Below are 18,893 nucleotides of genomic sequence, written 5' to 3' on the forward strand. Positions count from 1 at the left end.
TTCTCCTATTTCAGTCCTGCTAAAAAGTCGTTAATTTGTTGCTTACTTTTACGGTCGCGATTGACAAAACGGCCGATTTCCTTGTCCTTTTCCAAAACAACAAGGCTAGGAATTCCGTAAACATCCCAGAGTTTGGCCAAATCCATATACTGGTCTCGGTCCACACGAATAAAGGTGAACTCTGGATTGGTCTCCTCAATTTCTGGCAAGGCAGGATAGATGTAACGACAATCACCGCACCAATCTGCTACAAAAAGAAAGACCTTCTTGCCATCTTTTTCTACTAAAGATGCTAATTCTTCTAAACTTGCTGGTTGTATCATAAGACTTCCTCCTCATAGACTAGGTCTTCATTTTCATAGACAAAGGTATAATGACGGCCATCCTCAAAAATGACGCCACCAACCAAGCTCTCCAGACTGCTTTCATAGACTTGAACATAGAGGGTCGCAATTTCTCCCATGTCTGAAAAATGGTCTCGCACAATCTCTGTCAACTCTTCCTGAGTCTTCATGAGCTTATGGTCATCTGCAACTTTTTTCGTAGCAAGGGCAAGGCTCCCAATACCAAGCAGAGCCAGACCTGCCATCCACATTTTTTTAGCTTTCATACCATTCATTTTAACACAAAAAACGCTTCAGGACAAATTAGGAAGCAGCAGAAAGGCAAGTAAAAATCCCCTTCCTTAAAGGAAAAGGACTTCTTATACTCAATGAAANNAAACAGTGTTTTGAGGTTGTGGATGAAGCTGACGTGGTTTGAAGAGATTTTCGAAGAGTATTATTCTTATTGCCAGGCACCTGAGTTGCCAACGTAGTAACCATCAGGCGTGTAGGTATTGCGAAGCATCTTACCTGATGAAGCTAGATAATACCACTTACCATTGTCTTTGACCCAATCATTCGCAATCATGGCACCAGAAGAACTTACATAATACCAGTCTCCCTTATCATAAACCCAAGCGCTTGCTTTCATATCTCCTGAAGTTGATAAATAGTACCACTTGCCTTGGTCGTAAAGCCAATCACCAGCAATCATAGCTCCTGATGATTTAAAGGCATACCAGTTGCCACCTTGATATAGCCAAGTTTGATTGAACATGACTCCTTTATCATTCATAAAGTACCAAGTTCCCTTGTCATAAACCCAATCCTTCTGTACTAATTGACCTTGTTTTTGATAGTACCAGTTTTGGTTTGATTCTAGCCAACTTTCTGCTTTTACAATCGGATAAAGTTCTTTGAAAGCTCCTCCATCATATTTATGACTGATAGACTTTAGTTTTTCAAGTTTCAACTCGCCATTGTCATAGTCTGTCCAAGCAAAGACTTTTTGACCATTGACAGTCTCTGGTAAGGTAGCAGTGTAAGTCTTGGTCTGATAATCCCATTTAGCATCGAGGTAAGTGTATTGATTATTTGATTCTTCAATACGATAGTAACCTCTCTTTCCACTATCATTATGAATATCATCCACAACTTTCGTTGACCAGGTCTTCACTTCGTTTCCGCTCTTAGCCTCGACCTTGATATCTCCTCTATAGCCATATGGAACATAGAAATTCAGGTAACGCCCTTCTATACCAATCATAGACTTGTCCTTTTCTTGACCTAGAAAATTGACTGTCTGATCTTGACCATCGAGACTAACCGTCCACTCGATTTTCTCGGTTTTTGGCAAATCCAAGACTTTGATATCCACTTCATGGCCATTGTTGAATCGAAGAATCTTGCCATCTTGATACTGTACTCCACACTTAACAACCCATTCTTCTTTAAGCTCAAATGCCTGCCCTGAATGAGGAAAAGCCAGTAAAGCTAAACCTGCTAGAGACAAACCAAATAATGTGATTTTTTTCATCGTAGATCCTCCTTAGGATTTTTTATGTTAATTATATCACTATGTTTTTATTTTGCAACTCATATCCTAAATATGCAAGCAAAAAACCTCTGAGATTGTTCTCAAAGGTTATAATCTAGCTAATTGCTGTTCTCAACCGCTGCAGTAATAAAGGCAGTGTAGAGTTCTTCTGGACGATTTGGACGGCTTGAAAGTTCAGGGTGATACTGACAAGCTACAAAGAATTTATTTTCAGGGATTTCCACGATTTCTACCAAACGATTGTCTGGAGAAACACCTGAGAAGACAAAGCCTGCTGCCTCAAACTGCTCACGGAAGGCATTGTTAAACTCATAACGGTGACGGTGACGGCGTTGCACCACTTCTTGATTATGATAAGCAGCTGCTGCCTTAGAGCCACGTTTCAACTTAGACGGATAAAGCCCCAAGCGAAGGGTTCCCCCCATATCCTCAACATCAATCTGATCACGCATGATATCAATGATAGGGTATTTTGTTTCTGGTGCAAGTTCTGCAGAATTGGCACCTTCGAGTCCTAAAACGTGACGAGCAAACTCGATACAAGTCAACTGCATTCCCAAGCAGACACCCAACATAGGAACATCATTTTCACGCGCATAGCGGATAGCTTGGATTTTCCCTTCCGTACCACGTTGACCGAAACCACCTGGCACGATGATTCCGTCCGCATCAGACAAAAGCTCTACCACATTCTCTGCTGTCACATCATTGGCATTGATCCAATTGATTTTAACTTCTGCGTCATTGGCATAACCAGAGTGTTTCAAGGCTTCAACCACAGAAATGTAGGCATCTTGCAACTCAACATACTTACCGACAAGGGAAATTTTAACTTGTTTCTTGAGGTTCATGACCTTGTCCACCATGGCTGACCATTCTGTCATATCCGCTACAGGTGCATCTAATTTCAAATGGTCACAGACAATTTGGTCCATACCTTGTGCCTGCAAGTTCAATGGAATTTGGTAAAGGTGTTCAACATCCAACGATTCGATAACGGCTTCTGGTGCCACATCACAGAACTGTGCTAGTTTGTTTTTAATTCCTTGACCAGCTGGCTCTTCTGTACGAATAACCAACATATTTGGTTGGATTCCCAATCCACGCAATTCTTTTACAGAGTGTTGGGTTGGTTTGGTTTTCATTTCACCAGCAGCCTTGAGGTAAGGAAGCAAGGTTGTATGGATGTACATAACATTATCCGCCCCCACATCTGCCTTCATCTGACGAAGGGCCTCTAAGAATGGCAAGGACTCGATATCTCCTACTGTTCCACCGACCTCTGTGATAATGACATCAGAGTCAGTCGTTAGAGCGGCACGCTTGATTTTTTCTTTCAAAGCATCTGTGATATGAGGAATGACTTGCACAGTTGCCCCAAGGTATTCTCCACGGCGTTCCTTACGCAGAACTTCACTGTAGATTTTACCAGTAGTCACGTTGGAATATTTGTTGAGATTGATATCGATGAAACGTTCATAGTGACCCAAGTCCAAATCTGTCTCAGCCCCGTCATCTGTCACAAAAACTTCCCCGTGCTGGTAAGGGCTCATAGTTCCCGGATCAATATTGATATAAGGGTCAAACTTTTGAATGGTTACTTTCAGACCACGATTTTTCAAGAGACGACCCAGACTTGCTGCCACAATCCCTTTCCCAATAGACGATACCACACCACCAGTTACAAAAATATATTTCGTAGACATAGATTCCTCTTTCTAAAATGCTCAAGGCCTTGTTAACTACGAGGGGACATAGAAAACAAGACCCTTATGGATAACGACATTTCCAGAAAAACTTCCTGAAAAAACAAAAATAGCTCCCTAAGAACTAGGGAGCCCCGACCTCTAAAAGAGGTGCCCGAACAATATGATACCTAAAAATAGGATAATTGTCAATAGCTAACTTTTATTCCTCGCTGGTTTCAGCGTCGTCATCTGAAAAATCGTCGTCTTCTTCGTTGAGATCCACGTCTTCACCTAAGTCATCAGGAGCGATTTCGTTGATTTCTGCATCATAAGCTTCCACTTCATTTTTCTCATCATCTGGATTTTCATCATCGTATGAAAGAGCTGGATCTGCTTCGTATGCGTCTTCGTCTTCTGGATCATCCGCATTGTAGTCAATAGCATCTGAATCGCCATCCATGAAGGCATTGACACGTTTTTTCTTAGCTTTTGGTGCTACTTCATCGTCGTCATTTTCTTCAAGAGCGATGATTTCTTCGTCGATTTCGTCCACACCATACCATGAACGAAGCCCCCATTTGTTGTCTCCAAGTGAGATGAAGCTACCGTCAAAGTTCAACTCTGTGTAGAACAAAGGCAAGGCTTCGCGGATATCGCTGTTTGATGTCCCAAGGTAGTTTTGAATTTCGTTTACAAGATCGCTAAAATGCATCTCATGGTCGCGACCACGAAGTTCCAAGATAGCACGCGCTACCTCAATCATAGATAGTTCACTTTTTTCTTGCCCAGCAAATACTTCTAATTCCAAAGCGTTTCTCCTCATTTATACTACTATCGCCAGAGTAAACAGACTCTGACCTCATTTTATCATTTACTCTTTATTTTACGATAATTTTGCAGAATAGTCAAAGGTTAAGGGGGAGAAAGTGATAGGACTTTTTATTTCTTTGCTACCCAGCCGATGGCATCGCTAGGTGGATTTTTAGTATCAATCCAGATAAATTCGATACCGATTTCACCATTTTTAAATTTGGTCAATCGAATGCCGTTGATTTCCAGCTCATTGAGTCGTTGATCTGTCAAGACTTCGCGTTCTTTCAAAATGAAAATCATACATAGAAATTTTTAAAAATTTTCTCTATCGTAAACCTGCCACTAGTTCAGAAGCTATACTAGCTGATTCCAAACGTAGTATGGTCATTTCATCTACCTTCCCTAATAATGGCATTGCACCATACCAAACAATGGTCTTGTTTACCAAAAGAATAGGCGTGACTATTTTTGATTGAGTAAAAGATACTTTAATTTTCTGGCTCTTCAACTGGTCTAGCCATGCTTTATTTGCAACCGTCTCTGGTATACATATCTCAATCTGACTCATTCTAAATTCTTTTAGAAAATTCATCAGTTTTGTCTGGTGCGCATAAGGCAAAATAAGCAGACATTCCTGTCTTTCCCCTGCCAAGTCCTCTCTCAGCACATTCTCATATCTACTATCAACATAAACGAATTGTTTCTCCTCACCCTCAATGGCACGATAATCCATCTTTCGATAAGCTACTTGTCGTTTCTGAAACATCTTTTCTAAATAAGGAACATGAATATCCACATAATCGAAAATACGTACCAAAGACTTATCCTTGTAGTTTCTATGAATCCGACCTGCATACTGAATCAAATTATTTTTCCAAGAAAAGGGTGCTGCCAAGATCAGCGTGTCCAACTGAGGCAAGTCAAAACCTTCGCCAATGTATTTTCCAGTAGACAATAAAACAAACCCTTTATCTAACTGTTCTAACGTCTCCATTAAACTTGTTCTATCTCGGACTTTGGTTTTTCCGCTAATAATATAACAGTCATCAACCTCTTTCTCTTTCAATAACTTTTCAAAGACATTTATCTGTTGAGTTCGATTGACTAGAACCAAGATATTCCGCCCTTCTGCCACTTGGGCTAGAATATCCTTGAGAATCAACTGATTCCTCACTGAGTCAGTAGCAATCCAATCACTAAGCTGTATAAAATTACTTGCTTTGGTCTTTTCAATCTCCAAATGACCAAAAGAAGTGAATCTTAATTGCAATTGCCGTTTAAAATCCGTTTCCCTCTTATCAGCAGTATGGAGTATCTCACCCATTCTCTGAAAAACAATAGGCTCATAACCATTCTTACGCTCAGGCGTAGCCGTCAAACCGTAAAGATACTTCCCTCTAAACTGAGCAACAACTTTTTCAAACATCAAGGCAGAGACATGATGACACTCATCCACAATCATCATCTCATACTCATCCAAAAGACTTTGACTATTTTCCAACTTAAATAGAGATTGAATCATAACGACATCAACCAGTTTACTCAGCCATTTCTTAGTCCCACCGTACTGCCCAACATAGCCGATTACCCTTTCACGACCTGATGGCGTATAACGGGTAGCTTCTTCCTCTTCGAAAGTCAAAAAACACTTTAGGCGATCCAGCCACTGGTCTAAGAGTTGCCTATTATGAACTAGGATAATTGTTTTGGCCTTCCTTTTAGAGATGAGAGCAGCACCTAAAACGGTCTTTCCAAAACCGGTCTCCGCATGAAGTAAACCATTTTCTTTAGAAGTCATATCTGACAGGGCTAACTCTTGCTCAAAAGTGAGTTCTCCCTTAAATTCCACTCTAATAGACCTTTGTACCTTTCTCCTATCTTCCACAACTACCTGCTCATACTCAATGAAAATCAAAGAGCAAACTAGGAAGCTAGCCGTAGGCAGTACTTGAGTACGGCAAGGCGAAGCTGACGTGGTTTAAATTTGATTTTCGAAGAGTATTAAATTTATCTTGCGATGGATATAGTAAACCTCTTGGTAGCCATAAATAATGATCGGATTCTCCAAATAAATACATTCGCTCAGGAATTTGATAGGTTGGCTGTCGCATAGCCTGCTTTAAATAAAATTCGGGATTAGAAAATGAAGCCATATTTTTCAAGAAAAACAGTGTCTTGGGTGTCACAGACGATTTTTCAAGTTGGATCATATTGGATAAGACGACCTTCAACTCCTTGTCCAATTCTTGCTTGCCTAACTCCTCTTGGATTAACAGTGCCACTTTAGCAGTTGAAACCCTCTGAATTTCTTGTAAATACCTCCATTGGTCTTTATAAGGCTGAAACTGTTCATTCACAAAGACCGTTCGCCCTTGATGATAAGCTTCTCCTTGAAAAGGAAGGGCAATCAAATTGCCAAATCCACCTTTAGGAAGAACATCCTGATTTGGAAACATGCGATCAAAAGAATCAAAGGACAGTTGCATACTTTCCTGCATTGCCAGTTCTAACAGTTTCTTTCCAAACAAGCGAGCCTCTCGACTCGGAATCGCTTCCTCAAAGAAGAACCAAATATGGAGTCCGTGACCCGAACGAGAAATCTCTAAATGGGCTTCCATCTGGCGTTCCCTGGCTATTCTTCGAATGGCTAAACCGGCTTCTTTCCAATCTCTTTCATCCAAATCCAGTACCAAAAAATAACAGCTATCATCTAAGTGCATAGGAAAGATACCGATAGCTGTCTCCCCACGAAAATGAGATTTCAAAACGGAATCCGTCAATGTCTGGAAACTTCGTTTTTCAGGTGGCAACTGCTTCCAACCATAATCATAGGATGGAAAATACTGAATTTTCCCTTGATCATTGATAAAGCTCTTAGCATAAACATCATAACGGCCAGCAAACACGGAGGTAAACAATTGTAATTTTTCTTGCGTCGTCAAGTGACTACTTTGAAGTTGGAACATCTCCTCGAACCGAGAGCGTTCCATAACAAACTGACTCTTGTCTTTAAGACGTTTACACAAGAAAAACTCACTATCCCCATTAAAAGAAGAAAAGACATCAAGTACTTCTACCACAATTCCATCCAAAGACACAAAAACAGCCATAAGAGTCCCCTCCTTGATTCCTATAGGCTGATTATAACAAGAATGTCTGAAATTGTACACGAAAATAAAATCCAAATAGCACTGAAAGTACGAGATAAATAGAGTTTAAACGAGCAATCTATAAAATTAAAAAAACACATATTATCAAGCGAAATCTTTGATGATATGCGTTTTCTTGTAGGAATATTTACTTCATTTTTTTCCTAAAATTCAATGTTTACTCAGTATTAGGATTTTTAAAGATCGAGTTCTAGATACATCTTTTCTGATGACAGATCGTTTTGACCACCGAGCAAGAGATTTTCAAAAAAAGCTGTTAAAAACTCAGGACGTCGCTGTAAAATCTTTGCATTATCTAATACCAAGGCATCACGAAAATACTTGGCATGTTGCTGAAATGGTGTATTATCAATATCAAAACCAAACTCACGAAGATATTGAATCAAAAAGACCGTTACCGTCCGAGTGTTTCCTTCGCGAAATGGATGAATTTGCCAGATTCCTGAAATAAAACGCTGGATTTGTTTAACCATATCCGCCTGGGTTAGTGTCGCATATGCAACTTGTTTTTCCTGATTAAAATCATAATCCAAGGTCATTTGAATCATGGAGTAATCAGAGTACACAACACTTTCACCATTCAAAACAGGTTCATGCTTTGTGATATTGGTCTGACGAAATTGACCTACCGGAATCGAGGGTTCAAATATATCTTGAAATAACTCCTTATGAATAGCAAGTAAAGTCGCAGGACTGAATCTAAAGCCTCTTCTAGACAAGAGTTCTACGATACGCAAAGAAACCAAGTCTGCCTCCTCCGTACTCGCATCAACGGTATGATGATAAGCCGTTGCATCCTCATAAACCTGCTCATAAGTCAGTTCTCCCCGGGACTGTTTCTCAGCCAAAGATTCCATATACTCTGATGGCACTAGATTGTCAACTTTCTGCAGACCAAAACCTATCCGCCATAAATCACGTTTCGCTTCATAAGACAAGTTTGGATTGTCAATGTTGTAAGTTGATTGCATAGAAAGATCCTTTCAATTGTTTTTCTGTGTCATAGGTAAATGGTGAAATGGGCATGGAATTGGCAAAAATTATAAAAAACCATCATTGGCATACACCACTCTGAACTCGTTGGTCTGTTCAAATCCCAACTCAATTCCCCCAACACCTGAGAAGAAGGCTGCAATGTTGTTTGCGTGCGGGTTTGAATTGAAAAAATTTGTTATGTAGTACCCTAATCTAAGGAATTAAAACAATGCCTCTAATTTTTCTTTGATATCCTGGAACATTTTTGGATCTGACTGTAATTTTGAAACAGCTCTTCTCTGCTCCTGAAAAACATCTTCAGAAGTTATGTCTTCTATTCCCAATGCTTCTTTAGTTTTTTTTCTAAAATATTCTTTTCCGTTTTCATCTGTAGAAAAGTCATAATCCTCACTATCTACACTATCGCATAGCTTAGCCAAATAAAGTTCTGGAGTTTGAAAAGGAAGATAGGAGACGTATCTAGACCAATAGTCTATAAATCTTCTTCGCTTTTCAATTAATTCAGTATCATTTCTTTGGCCTTTATTTCCTGAAACTTTGAATTTAATTGAACATCCTGTTAGCTCTCGGATAATTTTATCAAGCTTTCCATTGTCTGCTTCAGGAATTTTATCTGATATAATAACACCATTTTCAAGATAGTTCATTAAATTATTTGATTCACTAACATTAGTGTTTTGATCTCCATCAAGCCAAAAATAATGGTTATCGGAATCTAAATACGAAGAGTTTAAAATATTATTACAAATTATTTGATTTGCTCCACCAGGAATATATCTCACTACTAAATTCTGTTTAAGATTCTCACTACCTGAATGAGTGATAATAAAATCTAGAATATATTTAGCTAGTCTATCTTCAACATAAATCATCTTCCTAGAATGATACACATCACCTAATTCAAAAAATACATCCTGATAATCAATATTTTCAATAACATCTATCTTTTCTCCGTTTTTCACTAAAAGTTTCACAGCTTCTCTAGGAAAATCTTTTATAAGTTGTGTAGAATGTGTAGTGATAATAATTTGATGTTTTTTATTTAAACACTCTTGAAGTAAAAACTCTTTAAATTTATAGATTGCACTCGGATGAAGTGAGATTTCAGGTTCATCTATTAATATTAATGAATTTGATTGCGCATTTACTATATCATTTACTAACAAAATAATTCTAGCTTCACCTGTTCCTGCAAAAGCCTCAGAATATTCTTTTCCAGATTTTTTCATCCAAATGGTTTTGGAAGCTTTTATATCATCACCTTTTGAATACAACTTATGAGTTAAAATTTGAATGTCTGTATAAGATTCATCCATTATTTCACTAATAATTTCACAAACTTTATCATCAACTTTAACATTATCTATAACCATTTCCTTTTTATAACGCGTATAGCTACTTGTATTATTCTTTAAAATATCAGCAACTGGTTTAGATCGTAATCTTATAAAATCTTGTTTACTACGTTGGGTAGAAATTTTTTTAAAATTATAGTGATAGAAAAATAAATCAAAAGCAGAAACATATTCTTTACAATCACAAAAGACAACATTTTTTCAATGCCATCCCATCTGTCTGTCGAAGAACTTCCGATATATTTATTTTTGGGTAATCTTTCCATCCCATATTGTTTTTGAGGAGCATATGGCTCCCAATAATCTAATCCTTTTTTTGTTCCAGAACGGCCTTTAAGAACTTCTACATTTCTAGAAGCTTTAATGTTATAATATGAATAGATTAAACACTGTTTTCCATCCACTTCATCTATTTGATCAACATTTGTACTAAACCAATATTCAGACACACTTTTATTGGCTGGAGAACCATATAAAGCTTGTAAAATTGAAGTTTTATTTACTCCATTTCTACCAACTAATAAAGTAATAGGGAAATTAAAATTTATCCTTGAATTTAATGATAAACTCTTGTAATGAGGAAATCGTATATAATCAATATAAGGATAAAATTGATTTTTATTTTTAGAAAAATTTTTAGTTATTCCTTCTAAACTCTTAATTATCTGATTGTCCATTTGCTATCTCCCTATAAACCGACATAAAATAATTTCCACTAGCTTGAGCTAATTTCACTGGAACTGCATTACCAATTTGTTTAGCTAATTGACCTCTATTTCCAACAAAAATATAGTCATCATCAAAAGACTGTAATCTTGCAGCTTCTCTTGCACTTAAAGCTCTATTTTGAGTTGGGTGCCCAAATCTACCTTTTGAATATGACATACATCCTCCTGTAATAGTAATGGAAGGTTTGTTGATATCTAATATTCCATATACATCACTATGACCTGAACGATTTTTATGACAATTTAATTCTAAAGATTTTGGCAAAGAAGTTCTACTTCCCCCATTATTTCTAATATGAGTAATTCTCTCAATATTTAAATTAGATAGTTTGTTTGCAACATGATTGTAGATACCTTCTCCAATATATTCTTCACCCCCTTCAATAGGAGGCAAGTCCATTATTACACCAGCATTAATCCATGGAAGAAGGTTCAATTCTGGTATATTTGAATGAGTTTTGGAAGGCAAATTCAAAGTTAAATTTGTGTTATCAATAATTTCTTTTCTAATCCCGTGTAACACCAATCTTTTTCTCGATTGAGGAACTCCATAATCAGCTGTATTTAAAATGTTATAAATAACACTATAATTATTATCGATTGATGTCAAAAATTTTTTAAAGATTTTTTCATTTCTTGTTCTAGTCATACCCGCAACATTTTCCATTAATAGAAAATCAGGATTCAATTCATTAATCAAACGAAGAAATTGAAAAACAAGTTGATTCCTCTCGTCATTTTCATCATTAGTACCAATAGTTGAAAAACCTTGACATGGTGGGCATGCCACAAGCATTAGTTTATCGTCTGTATCAACTTTAAGATGCTCTTTTACTTCATCTCCTGATACTAAATTTATATCTTTATCTATTACAGACACCTCAGGATTATTTAATTTATAAGTTTTAACAGCTACGGAATCAATTTCAACAGCAACTTGAACATCTATGCCTGATTTTTTAAGGCCACTTGTAGTGCCACCTGCACCGCTAAATAAATCAATAGCAACAATTTTCCCCATAGTATTCTCCTAAAGTTTCTCCTTTTTATTATAACACTATCAAATGTAAAACCCAACCCGATAGGGTTAGGTTTTTAACATTATTTCACCAACTTCTTCATCTCATCAATACGTGCGACAGTCGCATCGTATTTAGCTTGGTAGTCGGCTTGTTTGTCGCGTTCTTTTTGGACGACTTCTGGTTTGGCGTTGGCTACGAAGCGTTCGTTAGAGAGCTTCTTGCCGACCATGTCCAGTTCTTTTTGCCATTTAGCCAGTTCCTTGTCGAGACGAGCGAGTTCTTCTTCGACATTGAGGAGGTCTGCGAGAGGCAAGTAGATTTCTGCTCCTGTGATGACGCTTGACATAGCCAGTTCAGGCGCAGGGATGGTTGATGCAATTTCCAAATGTTCTGGATTTGTGAATCGTTTGATGTAGTTGACATTGCTGTTAAAGAAGGCTTCCAAGTCGCTATCGCTTGTCTTAACAAGGATGGTGATTGGCTTGCTTGGTGCTACGTTTACTTCCGCACGCGCATTACGAACAGCACGGATCAAGTCTTTGAGGCTTTCGACACCTGTGTGGGCCGCAAGGTCTTCAAAGTCTGGATTAACAGTTGGGTATGCAGCTGTAACGATAGAGCCTTCTGAGATTTGTCCAAAGATTTCCTCTGTCACGAATGGCATGATTGGGTGAAGGAGACGAAGGATCTTGTCCAAAGTGTAAAGGAGAACAGAACGTGTGATAACTTTCTCTTCTTCGTTGTCGCTATAAAGGACTTCCTTGGTCAACTCAACATACCAGTCCGCAAACTCATCCCAGATGAAGTTGTAGAGGATGTGGCCAGCCACACCAAACTCAAACTTATCAAAGTTGGCAGTTGCTTTTCCGATAGTTTCATTGAGGTTGTGGAGAATCCAGCGGTCTGTGACATTCCCAGCTTCCTTATTGACAACTTTTTCAACATTGGCAGTTGCTTGCTCGAGGGTCAAACCTTCATTGTTCATGAGGATGTAGCGAGAGATGTTCCAGATCTTGTTAATGAAGTTCCATGAAGCATCCATTTTCTCATAAGAGAAACGCACGTCTTGTCCTGGCGCAGAACCGTTTGAAAGGAACCATCGAAGGGCATCGGCACCGTATTTCTCGATAACATCCATCGGGTCAATCCCGTTACCGAGAGACTTAGACATCTTGCGTCCTTGCTCGTCACGAATGAGACCATGGATAAGGACGTTTTGGAATGGCTGACGACCAGTGAATTCCAAGGATTGGAAGATCATACGAGACACCCAGAAGAAGATGATGTCGTAACCTGTAACCAAGGTTGAAGTTGGGAAGTAACGTTTGAAGTCTTCTGAGTCTACATCAGGCCAGCCCATGGTTGAGAATGGCCAAAGGGCCGAACTAAACCAAGTATCCAAGACGTCTTCATCTTGTGTCCATCCGTCACCTTCTGGAGCTTCTTCGCCGACATACATTTCACCCTCAGCATTGTACCAAGCAGGGATTTGGTGACCCCACCAGAGCTGACGAGAGATTACCCAGTCGTGGACATTTTCCATCCATTGAAGGAAGGTATCGTTGAAACGAGGTGGGTAAAATTCTACCTTGTCCTCTGTGTCTTGGTTGGCAATAGCATTTTTTGCCAATTGGTCCATCTTAACGAACCATTGAGTAGACAAACGTGGCTCCACCACTACACCTGTACGCTCTGAGTGTCCAACACTGTGGACACGTTTTTCGATTTTAACAAGGGCACCGATTTCTTCCAACTTAGCAACGACTGCCTTACGAGCTTCAAAACGGTCCATGCCTGCAAATTCGAAGGCAAGCTCATTCATAGTTCCGTCGTCGTTCATGACGTTGACTTGTGGCAAGTTGTGACGTTGACCCACCAAGAAGTCGTTTGGATCATGGGCAGGTGTGATTTTTACGACACCAGTACCAAACTCAGGATCTGCATGCTCGTCTCCAACGATTGGAATGAGTTTATTAGCGATTGGGAGGATGACGTTTTTACCAATCAAGTCCTTGTAGCGTGGGTCTTCTGGATTGACCGCAACGGCAACGTCCCCAAACATAGTCTCAGGACGAGTTGTCGCCACTTCAAGGGCGCGTGAGCCGTCTTCCAGTATGTAATTCATGTGGTAGAAGGCACCTTCGACATCCTTGTGGATCACCTCAATATCAGAAAGGGCTGTGCGAGCAGCTGGGTCCCAGTTGATGATAAACTCACCACGATAGATCCAACCTTTCTTGTAAAGGTCCACAAAGACCTTACGAACAGCTTTTGACAAACCTTCGTCAAGAGTGAAACGCTCACGAGAGTAGTCTACAGAGATCCCCATCTTGCCCCATTGTTCCTTGATAGTAGTGGCATATTCGTCTTTCCATTCCCAGACCTTGTCGAGGAATTTTTCACGACCTAGGTCATAACGTGTAATGCCCTCTCCGCGCAAGCGTTCCTCAACCTTAGCTTGAGTCGCAATCCCCGCGTGGTCCATCCCTGGAAGCCAAAGTGTATCAAAGCCTTGCATGCGTTTTTGGCGGATAATGATATCCTGCAAAGTCGTATCCCAAGCGTGACCAAGGTGAAGCTTACCAGTTACATTTGGTGGTGGAATCACGATTGAATAAGGCTTAGCCTTTTGATCGCCTGAAGGCTTGAAAACATCGGCATCAAGCCATTTTTGGTAACGACCAGCCTCAACCTCGGCTGGATTGTATTTAGGTGAAAGTTCTTTAGACATGTGTTTGTCCTTTCTCTATTTTGTTCATTTTATTTTGAATTTGCTTAGCAGCTTCTTCTGCAGACAGATTCGTATTATTTATTTTAAGGTAGTGGTGCAACTCATTTGGTTGATGTTGGGAATTTAATTGAAGTGTTTCAGTAGTCTCCAAAATTTCTCTTTCAGATACCTCAATATGTCGTTTTAAGGGTTTGTGCTTCAACCGGTTCTCCGTTCGATTTCGACGTAAACGCTCTTCAAGACTTGTTTCCAACTCAACAAACAGAATCTCTTGATGAAAGTTATCCAATAAATCCTGAATTTGCTTTAAATACATCAGCTGGTACTGATTTGAAAAATCAATTACGTCAGTTAAAATTACTGATCGCTGATTTCTTGCACTTGCTCCAAGGAAAGAAAAGGTGATTCCACGAACAAATTCCCACATTTCCTCTGTAAAGTCCTGATAGATTTCTAATGCAAAATCGATGGCTTGATGGTTATAAAAGAGGGTAGCATCTGTCAGTCGAGATAACTCTTGACCAATCGTCATTTTCCCAGAAGCCGGAGCCCCAATGATGAAAATGTGCATCAAACTACCTCCCACTCACTCCTCAGCAAGCCATATCTCAAATCATCACAGCGATTGCCTTGGGCATCTTTACGGTCTCGGATGCGAGCTTCGAGGGTAAATCCAAGTTTTTCTGCGACACGTTGACTTTGGACATTATAACCAAAGCAAGACAATTCAATCTTGTGTAGGTTCAATTCTTTAAAAGCTAGGTTAATCAAGGCACTCGCTGCTTCGGGCACATAGCCTCGACCCCAATAATCGGGGTGCAAGGTATAGCCAATTTCCAGTACATCATCTTCATGACGATGGTTGAAATCAACAGAGCCGATAACTTTATCAGTCCCTTTGACAACAATTCCATAGCCTGCTGGGAGATTATCCTTTTCATTGCGCTTAGGAAGGATATGCTCTAGATAATAAATCTCATCTTCCAAGGTCTTGACGGGCGGAAAGCCTGCAGGGTAGGAGACTTCTGGCAAACTGGCGTAGGCATGAATATCCTCGGCATCCGCCACTGTACGGACTCGTAAAACAAGACGTTCTGTTTCCAAGCGTTCATCATCCAAAACAAAACCTTTGATGATAAATTCTTTCAAAGTCTTGGTTGCCCAAATTCTAAATTGAGTAGCCTTACTGGAATTTACTCGATAACCAACTGAAATGATAGCATCCAGATTGTAATATTCAAGTTCATGCCGGACAGCTCTATTTCCCTCTTGTTGAACCTGTGCAAATTTTGCACAAGTTGACACCTTATCTAACTCACCACTATCATAAATGTTTTTCAAGTGCTTTGTAATGACACTTCGTTCAACTCCAAAGAGCTCTGCAAGACCTTTTTGAGTCAACCAAAGATTTTCATCTTGTAAAAGGATATCTAGCTGAACATGGCCATTGGGTGTGGTATACAGGATGAAATTAGAAATTTCATTCAAGACAATTCACCTCCCCCCTTCAGTAAACAATTACTTCTCGTTTTTAAACTTTATGCCGTTTTCCTTCAACTTCTTAACGGTTACGGGACCAATTCCCTTCAAAGCGAGAACTTCTTTTTCAGTCCATTTTTTGAAATCTGAAGATGTACGAATCCCATTTTCAACAAAGATGTGAACAAGATCCATCCGAATTCCCTTCATTTTTTCCTCATTCATAAAGGAGTGCCAATCGGATACCTCGGATAAACTTCTTATCATACTGGAATGAGCCGAAAATACTGGTTTACGGCGGAACTTTTCGGCCTCGTTTGTTAAAAATTTCGTTAAAATAATATTTTCTAGTAAATAATCAAACAGAGGATACAAACTAGCTTGTAACGATTCAACTGAATTTGGACAATAGCATTCTTGGTCTTCTATATCTATAACCTTGAATTGCCAATCTTCCTCTATAAAGAATTCAACAGCTTCATCATTGATTTCCACTAATTTTGCAAATAGCTGACTTGCTTCCTCAATTTTTCCTTGAGAAAAAGCAGAGATGATGGCATGAATAAGAATGGTATCATCCCGTTTCCCTTTATTTAATTCTTCACGATAGAAACGTTCAACCTTTAGTTCCTGACCAGTAATATGATACAAGGAAAGCATACAGAAGACAAAATTAGGAGGAAAACGTTCAGGTCGCTTACTCAAATATAGGTCAATCAATTCTATAGCCTTAGAATTGAAGTTCTCCATCATATAATACTCAATCAGAAACATCAGAGCAGACAGGATAGGGCGTGCTTCAAAATAATTCCAACTATTGTATCCATTCACTTTCCATTTTTCTAAAACTAGAATTTCAAAATCCAATACTTTTTTAAAAGTCGACAAATCAAAATCTTCAACTTCTGATAATAATAAATGAAAATCAGCCGCAAAATAATCTGGATTTATTTTTAAAACTTGCTTTAACAATTTATTTCGCTTCTGTGTATTCGGAGTATGCATAGCTTCTCTAAATAAAGCATGATCCTGATTCCAATCAAAAGTCCTATTTTTCAGTTGGTAATTGATTAGCTGAACATCTGGATACTCTCCGTGTTCATCAGCATATTGCATCACTGCTGTATGTAGTTCATCGAAATTTTGAATGGTCCGACGTTCTACAAAAGTTGGATTTTTGGCCATAATTTCTGTCCAGGTAGCCTCTTCTTCAGAAATAACTTTGATATCCAACTTTTGCTGGCGTTTTAATTCTTTTTTTCTATTTTTCTTTTTAGCCATCTATTTTCTCCTCTAATTCATCCTTCAATAGATTCGACTCAACTGACTTAGAAATCCTTACAGTCTCAGATACAGGCTTTATTGGAGAATTCCAGTTTCTCTGTAGCTTGTTTACTTTGAAGGTTGTACCCCAAGCCTGACCAAGGTAGAGTTTTTCCAGTTACATTTGGTGGTCGGAATCACGAACGAAAAAGATTGAGACTTTTGAACTCCTTGAGTCTTGAGAACGTCTTCATGAAGTTGTTTTGTTAACGACCAACCTAAACATAGGATGGAGTGTATTTAGGTGAAAGTTATTTAGACATTATTTTTTCTCCTTTTATGAATATTTCTTTTATATCTACGATTTATTAATATACTGTGCATATTGTCACGATACACATAATATCCATTACAGGTGTTTAAATAGAAATATTGTAATAACCAAATTATAATCTTCCCAATAACTAATGATAATATGAAACAAACGAAAATAATTATAGTTGAGGCAAATAATTCAGACATCCAATCAGCTTCGGGAGTTATAAATTCGACCAATTTCTTCTTAATCTTTAAACCCCAAATAATTTCGGTTAACTTTGGAATAATACTCAACATTAATAGAGTAAGAAAACCATATAGTTGAGTTCGATATAGGTGTCTATCCATTTTCTCAGTTCTTATTGGTTTTTTCTTATGTTTTTTTGTATCGAATTGAGAATTTATTTCTCCAATTAGACTAGGAATTAAAATTGGCAAAAACCATGTTAAAGCATTTATTAATTCATTTTCAACTTGATTAAATACTGCTAACAGTAATATACAGATTGAACCAATTAACCATGATGCTATTACTTCTTTGGTATCTTTTGCACCATGTCTAATTAGATTATAAATCATCCACCAGCATATTAAATAAAGTGCAATAAGTGAACTGAACATAAGAATGTCAGTTATTAAATCAGAATGAAAATCAATAACATTAGAAATAAAGTAATAAATATAGATATAATACCATAAAAACGAAATAATAAGCATCGTGGCATATACATTCCACAGTGTCTTTCCCTTTACGATATCTATTTTATTAACTTTTTGAAATATCTTGATTGATCCTACAGTTTTTATAACAGATAATACAAATGGTATTATTAAAACTATTACAATGCTAAACCAGTAATCCAATTGATTTTCATGTATACTATAATTATTTGAAAAATATTTATATAATTTTATTAAGGTTGATTCAACTAGATTTTTATTATAGAGAAAGTATATCAACATTCCACAAAATATTCCATCAAAAGTATTTATAAAAGCCAAGGACTCCATACTTTTAGAAAGAAAATCTTTTAACTTATTAAACTGACTTGTATAGTTAAAAACATATATCAGTAGCGATGTAAATTGGAAAAATATTAAAAATCTAAAATCATTAATAAAAAAAAGAATTAAGGACAAAAGAGAAATAATCCAATAAGAAACAACATATTTTTTATATAAAAATTTTTTAGCTAGTAATTTAAATGAAAAACTTAACGAGAATAAAAAAATAATTATTTCTAGAATAGACAATGCAGTGCTCTTGCTGAAAATCAAACTTAATAAAAAGAGGGATAGTGATAAACCTAAAGCGGAGGCAATTGATATCAAAGGTAAATAGGCAAATGTCCTCAAAAGTATTCCCCGAATTTTGGGAAAAATACCCCATAATCTATTATTAGGTTTAAAATAACAAATCAACTTCATTTATTCTCTCTCATCTAATGG

Annotated in this window: 14 protein-coding genes and 4 pseudogenes; all 18 read right to left on the reverse strand. The window is 37.9% G+C overall.

All coding sequences use genetic code 11. The features are described from left to right. Positions 1-5 precede the first annotated feature (5 nt). The 18 genes and pseudogenes from HT685_RS06310 to HT685_RS06395 all read right to left on the reverse strand — a co-directional run bounded on the left by HT685_RS06310 (position 6) and on the right by HT685_RS06395 (position 18,872). Positions 6-323: a thioredoxin family protein gene (locus tag HT685_RS06310; RefSeq protein ID WP_000615777.1), complete on the reverse strand. Its 318-nt coding sequence runs from the start codon at positions 321-323 to the stop codon at positions 6-8. Continuing rightward, positions 320-619: a DUF4651 domain-containing protein gene (locus HT685_RS06315; protein ID WP_050202793.1), complete on the reverse strand. Its 300-nt coding sequence runs from the start codon at positions 617-619 to the stop codon at positions 320-322. Before HT685_RS06315 ends, HT685_RS06310 begins: the two co-directional genes overlap by 4 nt. Positions 620-786: 167 nt before the next feature. Then, on the reverse strand, positions 787-1,860 hold the full coding sequence (locus HT685_RS06320) for an N-acetylmuramoyl-L-alanine amidase family protein (protein WP_173226153.1): 1,074 nt from the start codon (positions 1,858-1,860) through the stop codon (positions 787-789). 119 nt (positions 1,861-1,979) lie between these two features. After that, complete coding sequence (locus tag HT685_RS06325) at positions 1,980-3,587, reverse strand: CTP synthase (protein ID WP_173226151.1); 1,608 nt, start codon at positions 3,585-3,587, stop codon at positions 1,980-1,982. A gap of 202 nt (positions 3,588-3,789) precedes the next feature. Continuing rightward, a complete protein-coding gene (rpoE, locus tag HT685_RS06330; RefSeq protein WP_173226149.1) occupies positions 3,790-4,377 on the reverse strand; it encodes a DNA-directed RNA polymerase subunit delta in 588 nt (195 codons plus the stop codon). Between the two features lie 131 nt (positions 4,378-4,508). Then, a complete protein-coding gene (locus HT685_RS06335) occupies positions 4,509-4,670 on the reverse strand; it encodes a hypothetical protein (RefSeq protein ID WP_173251396.1) in 162 nt (53 codons plus the stop codon). A gap of 37 nt (positions 4,671-4,707) precedes the next feature. Beyond that, positions 4,708-6,285: pseudogene (locus HT685_RS06340) on the reverse strand (DEAD/DEAH box helicase family protein); the annotation flags it as partial. A 28-nt stretch (positions 6,286-6,313) separates the two neighbouring features. Beyond that, on the reverse strand, positions 6,314-7,492 hold the full coding sequence (locus HT685_RS06345; protein WP_240148089.1) for a DNA primase: 1,179 nt from the start codon (positions 7,490-7,492) through the stop codon (positions 6,314-6,316). Positions 7,493-7,728: 236 nt separating this feature from the next. Continuing rightward, the gene (locus HT685_RS06350; protein ID WP_173226147.1) at positions 7,729-8,523 is read right to left on the reverse strand and encodes a Fic/DOC family protein; all 795 of its coding nucleotides are present in this window, start codon (positions 8,521-8,523) and stop codon (positions 7,729-7,731) included. An 81-nt stretch (positions 8,524-8,604) separates the two neighbouring features. Next, a pseudogene (locus HT685_RS06355) lies at positions 8,605-8,727 on the reverse strand (DNA (cytosine-5-)-methyltransferase); the annotation flags it as partial. A 249-nt stretch (positions 8,728-8,976) separates the two neighbouring features. Continuing rightward, a pseudogene (locus HT685_RS06360) lies at positions 8,977-10,352 on the reverse strand (AAA family ATPase); the annotation flags it as partial. A 67-nt stretch (positions 10,353-10,419) separates the two neighbouring features. Then, positions 10,420-10,580: pseudogene (locus HT685_RS10350) on the reverse strand (hypothetical protein); the annotation flags it as partial. Beyond that, on the reverse strand, positions 10,561-11,652 hold the full coding sequence (locus tag HT685_RS06365; protein ID WP_173226145.1) for a DNA cytosine methyltransferase: 1,092 nt from the start codon (positions 11,650-11,652) through the stop codon (positions 10,561-10,563). The gene HT685_RS06365 and the pseudogene HT685_RS10350, both read right to left, overlap by 20 nt. 80 nt (positions 11,653-11,732) lie before the next feature. Further along, positions 11,733-14,384 carry a valine--tRNA ligase gene (locus HT685_RS06370; RefSeq protein ID WP_173226143.1) on the reverse strand — a complete coding sequence of 884 codons (2,652 nt, stop codon included), beginning with the start codon at positions 14,382-14,384 and terminating at the stop codon, positions 11,733-11,735. Further along, complete coding sequence (locus tag HT685_RS06375) at positions 14,377-14,955, reverse strand: AAA family ATPase (RefSeq protein ID WP_173226141.1); 579 nt, start codon at positions 14,953-14,955, stop codon at positions 14,377-14,379. Before HT685_RS06375 ends, HT685_RS06370 begins: the two co-directional genes overlap by 8 nt. Further along, the gene (locus HT685_RS10140; RefSeq protein WP_345789535.1) at positions 14,955-15,689 is read right to left on the reverse strand and encodes a GNAT family N-acetyltransferase; all 735 of its coding nucleotides are present in this window, start codon (positions 15,687-15,689) and stop codon (positions 14,955-14,957) included. The genes HT685_RS06375 and HT685_RS10140 overlap by 1 nt, the downstream gene beginning before the upstream one ends. A gap of 213 nt (positions 15,690-15,902) precedes the next feature. After that, positions 15,903-17,144, reverse strand: coding sequence for a hypothetical protein (locus tag HT685_RS06390; protein WP_173251398.1), 1,242 nt, complete (start codon positions 17,142-17,144; stop codon positions 15,903-15,905). 297 nt (positions 17,145-17,441) lie between these two features. Then, complete coding sequence (locus tag HT685_RS06395; protein WP_240148091.1) at positions 17,442-18,872, reverse strand: beta-carotene 15,15'-monooxygenase; 1,431 nt, start codon at positions 18,870-18,872, stop codon at positions 17,442-17,444. Positions 18,873-18,893 lie beyond the last annotated feature (21 nt).

Origin of the sequence: Streptococcus sp. 5004, assembly GCF_013276755.1 — a bacterium.
Taxonomy (GTDB): domain Bacteria; phylum Bacillota; class Bacilli; order Lactobacillales; family Streptococcaceae; genus Streptococcus.